Genomic DNA, 4610 nt, shown 5'->3' on the forward strand with positions numbered 1-4610 from the left:
ATCTGTGACTGACAGACCGCTTTCGCGAGCAAGCCCGCTCCCACATTTTGACTGCATTTCAAGTCCGGATGACGGGCGCCCGCGCCCAATCAATCTCCCCCGCCGGCATCGGCCGCCCAAACCAATACCCCTGGCCCATGTCGCATTCCTGCTCCAACAGGAACCGCGCCTGCTCGACTTGCTCGATGCCTTCGGCGTGCACCTGCATGCCCATGCTTTTCGCCAGGGCGATCACCACGCGCACAATCGCGGCGTCGTCTTCATCCCAGGGCAAGCCGGCGACAAAGCCCTGGTCGATCTTGAGCTTCTGCACCGGCAGGCGTTTAAGGCGCAGCAATGAAGAGTAACCGGTGCCGAAGTCGTCGATGGCCAGGCGCAGGCCCAGTTCGCGCAGGCGGTGCAGTTGCTCAAGGGCGACTTCGGGGTCATCCATCACCGCACTTTCCGTGACTTCCAGCTCCAGAAACGCCGGATCAAGGCCGGTGGTATGCAGCACGTGGGCGACTTGCTCATACAACTCCCGCCGGGCAAACAGCCGGCTGGAGACATTCACCGCAATAAAATTCAGCGGCGCGCCCTCGGCCAGCCATTGGCACATTTGCCGGCAGGCCTGATTCATGACCCAGGCGTCGATGTCGGCAATCAGCCCGGTGCGCTCGGCGATCGGGATAAATTCGCCCGGCGGCACCAGGCCGCGCTCCGGGTGTTGCCAGCGCACCAGGGCTTCGACGCCGATCAGGCGACTGCCTTGCAGGTCGTGCACCGGCTGGTAATAGACGCGCAGCTCCTGCTGGTCGAGGGCGCGACGCAATTCGCCGGCGATTTCCACACGGTGTTGGGCGTGGGCGGTCAGCTCTTCGGTGTACAGCGCATACCCTTCGCGGCCGGCGCTCTTGGCCTTGAACAGCGCGGAATCGGCGTTGCGCAACAGTTGCTCGGCGCTCAGCGCATCGCTGGGAAACAGGCTGATGCCGATACTGGCGCTGATAAACAGCTGATGGCCGTCGAAGATAAACGGCTGCTTCATGGCATCAAGCACGCGTTGGGCCAGGGCGGCTGCCTGCACCACCTGTGGACAACTTTCCGCCAGCACGGCGAACTCGTCCCCGCCCAGGCGCGCCAGGGTCACGCCGGGGCCGAACAGGCCCTTGAGGCGCTCGCCGACGGTCTTGAGCAACTGGTCGCCGACGTTGTGGCCCAGGCTGTCGTTGATGATCTTGAAGTGGTCCAGGTCCAGCAGCAGCAAGGCGCACCCGCGCTTGTGCACTTGTGCCGAGGCCAGCGCCTGCTCGGCGCGGTCGGTGAACAGCAGGCGGTTGGGCAGGTCGGTCAGCGGGTCGTGGTGGGCGAGGTGCGCCAGTTCGTGCTCCGAATCCTTGATGGCGCTGATATCGGAAAACACCGCCACATAATGGCTGACCTGGCCATGGTCATCGTGAATCACGCGGATGGTTTGCCACTGTGGATAAATTTCGCCGCTTTTACGCCGGTTCCAGATTTCACCGCTCCATTCGCCGGTGCGCTCAAGGGTCTGGAACATCTGCTGGTAAAAATTCGACGAATGGCGCCCCGATTTGAACAGGCTAGGCCGCTCGCCCATCACATCTTCGCGGCTGTAGCCGGTGATCTCCATGAAGGCCCGGTTGACGTGCACGATCAGGCCCTTGGCGTCGGTGACCAATACGCCTTCGCGGGTGCAGTCGAACACGGCGGCGGCCTGTTGCAGGCGCTCGCGGTTTTCCTTCAAGGGTTGCTGCAGTTGGTGGGTGCGGGCAAAACGGGCGCACATCAGGTAAATCGCCACGGCACTGATGGCCACCCAGACGTAGCCGCGCACTTGCAGCCAGCGCTCCAGGTCCCTCGGCTCATCGAGAAAGTTGATCAATAGGGAGTGACTGAGCTGGAGCCAGGCAATGGAAACCAGCAGGTATACCAGCCCCGCACGCAGGGCACCTCGGTATGAAAACAGCATATGGTCAGCAATCCTTACCCAAAAAACAAAATCGCCCTACAAAGGCTGCGGATTATAGAATAAGAAACATCCAGTCACTCCTATCTGAAAGGGCGGCTGGTTTTCTTTGTAGGCTTAGTGATAATGCGTGAGCTGTTTTTTTCTTTATCTGAGGGCCATACAGCCTATGTGGTACAACGGTTTTCTTGACCTGTCAGCCTGGCAACTGGTGGCAGTCACGCTGTTGATGACCCACGTGACCATTGTTGGGGTCACCGTCTATCTGCACCGTTATTCAGCCCATCGCTCCCTGGAGCTCAATGCCGGCCTGAAACACTTCTTCCGCTTCTGGCTGTGGCTGACCACGGCGCAGAACACCCGCGAGTGGACCGCCATCCACCGCAAACACCACGCCAAGTGCGAAACCGTCGATGACCCGCACAGCCCGGTCATCAAGGGTTTGTCCACTGTGCTGCGCAAAGGCGCCGAGCTGTACCGCGCCGAGGCCGAAAACCCCGAGACGCTGCGCATCTACGGCAAGAACTGCCCGGATGACTGGATCGAACGCAAAATCTACACGCCCTACCCGCTGCTGGGCGTGGCGATCATGGGCGTTATCGACCTGATGCTGTTCGGCACCATCGGCATCACCATCTGGGCGATCCAGATGATGTGGATTCCGTTCTGGGCCGCCGGCGTGATCAATGGCCTGGGCCATGCGGTGGGCTATCGCAACTTCGAATGCCGCGATGCGGCGACCAACCTGGTGCCGTGGGGCATCATTGTTGGCGGCGAAGAACTGCACAACAATCACCATACCTACCCCAACTCCGCCAAATTGTCGGTGAAGAAATGGGAATTCGACCTGGGCTGGGCGTGGATCAAAGTGTTCAGCTTCCTGCGCCTGGCCAAGGTGCAGCGCGTAGCACCTATCGCGCACCGCGTGGAGGGCAAGGGCCACCTGGACATGGACACCGCCATGGCGATCCTCAACAACCGCTTCCAGATCATGGCCCAGTACCGCAAGTTGGTCATTGGCCCACTGGTCAAGCAGGAGCTGGAGAAGGTCGATCATTCGGTGCGCCACCAGTTCCACCGCGCCAAGCGCCTGCTGTCGCGGGAAACCAGCCTGCTGGATGACCGTCATCACGTTCGCATCCAGAGCCTGCTGGAACACAGCCAGGCCCTGAAAGTGATCTACGAGAAGCGTCTGGCATTGCAGCAGATCTGGCTCAAGACCAGTTCCAACGGCCACGACATGCTGGCGGCGATCAAGGAATGGGTGCATGAAGCCGAGGCCAGCGGCATTCAGTCCCTGCGCGATTTTGCCCACCAGTTGAAGACCTATTCGCTGCGTCCTGCAGCTGTCTGACCGGCTGTTCACAGCCCTCTCGTGAAGAGAGGGCTTGCCCCGTCATTTGGCTTGCCACTGCTTTCTGACGTCATTTCTTAGTCGTCCCGTTCACGGAACTTCACCGCAAATCGCCTCTCTCAATGAACACTTCGCCATCATGGTGGCCCTTGTAGTGACCGCTGTTCCATCCTGCGGCGCGCCCAGAGAGAGTTGTGCCGATGGTTCACGAAAAGCCCTACGTAACCGAAGCCCCCACTGCCGAGCATCCCCGCCCGGCGGCGGCGGCCACCCTGTTGGCGCTGGTGCATGCCCAAGGTGAAGTCGAGCGGCTGAGTGAGCGCGAGCAACTGCTGAGCTCGCTGCTGGTGAGCGTGAATGCCGTGCTGTGGGCCATCGACTGGGAAACGCGCCGCGTGCTCTACGTGAGCCCGGCCTATGAGCGAGTGTTCGGCCGTCCGGCAGCTTTACTGCTCGCCGACCACCGCGAATGGCGCAACAGCATTCACCCCGAAGACCTCGACTACGCCGAACACAGCCTCGCCCGCGTGCTGGAACAGGGCGCTGTGGAAGACCGCGAGTACCGCATCATCACCGCCGACGGGCAGATCCGCTGGCTGAGTGACAAGTGCTACATCAACCAGCAGGTCGAGCCCGGTGAACCGGTGATCGTGGTCGGCATGGCCGAAGACATCACTGAAAAGAAGCAGATGGAACTGGAGCTGCACCGCCTGGCGACCACCGACGTACTGACCCAGAGCAGCAACCGCCGGCACTTTTTCGAATGCGCCAACCAGGCGTTCGACAGCGCCTGTGCCCAAGGCGCGCCGCTGGCGTTCCTGTTGCTGGACATCGATGACTTCAAGGACGTCAACGACACCTACGGCCACCTGGAGGGTGATCAGGTGTTGCGGCGCATTGCCGAGAGCGGTCGAACCGTATTACGCCGTGGCGACCTGTTCGGGCGCATTGGCGGCGAAGAGTTTGCCGCCGTACTGCCCGGTTGCGCGCCGGCGATGGCGTTGCAGGTCGCCGAGCGGCTGGGCAAGGAAATCCAGGCGTTGAACTTCAGCTACGAAGGCCGGGATTTTACCGTGACCGTCAGCCAGGGCCTGGCCAGCCTGCGCGAGGAAGATTCAACCCTGGACAACCTGTTCGCCCGGGCCGATGCCGCCATGTACGAGGCCAAGCGCCTGGGCAAGAACCGCGTGGTTGCGGACTGAAGCCGATCACCAATAGCTGCAGCGACTGAGGTCAACTGTGGGAGCGGGCTTGCTCGCGAAGGCGGCGTAATAGCCAACACATGAT

General features: G+C 61.3%; 3 protein-coding genes. 2 read left to right on the top strand and 1 reads right to left on the bottom strand.

Annotated features, from left to right (window positions below):
• Nucleotides 1-58 precede the first annotated feature (58 nt).
• Nucleotides 59-1972 carry a phosphodiesterase DibA gene (gene dibA, locus WBB95_RS02135; protein WP_424486081.1) on the bottom strand — a complete coding sequence of 638 codons (1914 nt, stop codon included), beginning with the start codon at nucleotides 1970-1972 and terminating at the stop codon, nucleotides 59-61.
• A 166-nt stretch (nucleotides 1973-2138) separates the two neighbouring features.
• Between dibA and desA the strand changes: the two genes are divergently transcribed.
• Nucleotides 2139-3323: a delta-9 fatty acid desaturase DesA gene (gene desA, locus WBB95_RS02140; RefSeq protein ID WP_424486082.1), complete on the top strand. Its 1185-nt coding sequence runs from the start codon at nucleotides 2139-2141 to the stop codon at nucleotides 3321-3323.
• A gap of 200 nt (nucleotides 3324-3523) precedes the next feature.
• Nucleotides 3524-4525 carry a GGDEF domain-containing protein gene (locus WBB95_RS02145; RefSeq protein WP_424486083.1) on the top strand — a complete coding sequence of 334 codons (1002 nt, stop codon included), beginning with the start codon at nucleotides 3524-3526 and terminating at the stop codon, nucleotides 4523-4525.
• Nucleotides 4526-4610: the final 85 nt, after the last annotated feature.

Origin of the sequence: Pseudomonas sp. (genome assembly GCF_049645325.1) — a bacterium.
Classification (GTDB): Bacteria; Pseudomonadota; Gammaproteobacteria; order Pseudomonadales; family Pseudomonadaceae; genus Aquipseudomonas.

Bases quoted from the DNA above. Each gene is read 5' to 3' on its own strand.
- dibA (WP_424486081.1), bottom strand. From the start codon at position 1,972: ATGCTGTTTTCATACCGAGGTGCCCTGCGTGCGGGGCTGGTATACCTG.
- desA (WP_424486082.1), top strand. From the start codon at position 2,139: ATGTGGTACAACGGTTTTCTTGACCTGTCAGCCTGGCAACTGGTGGCA.
- WBB95_RS02145 (WP_424486083.1), top strand. From the start codon at position 3,524: ATGGTTCACGAAAAGCCCTACGTAACCGAAGCCCCCACTGCCGAGCAT.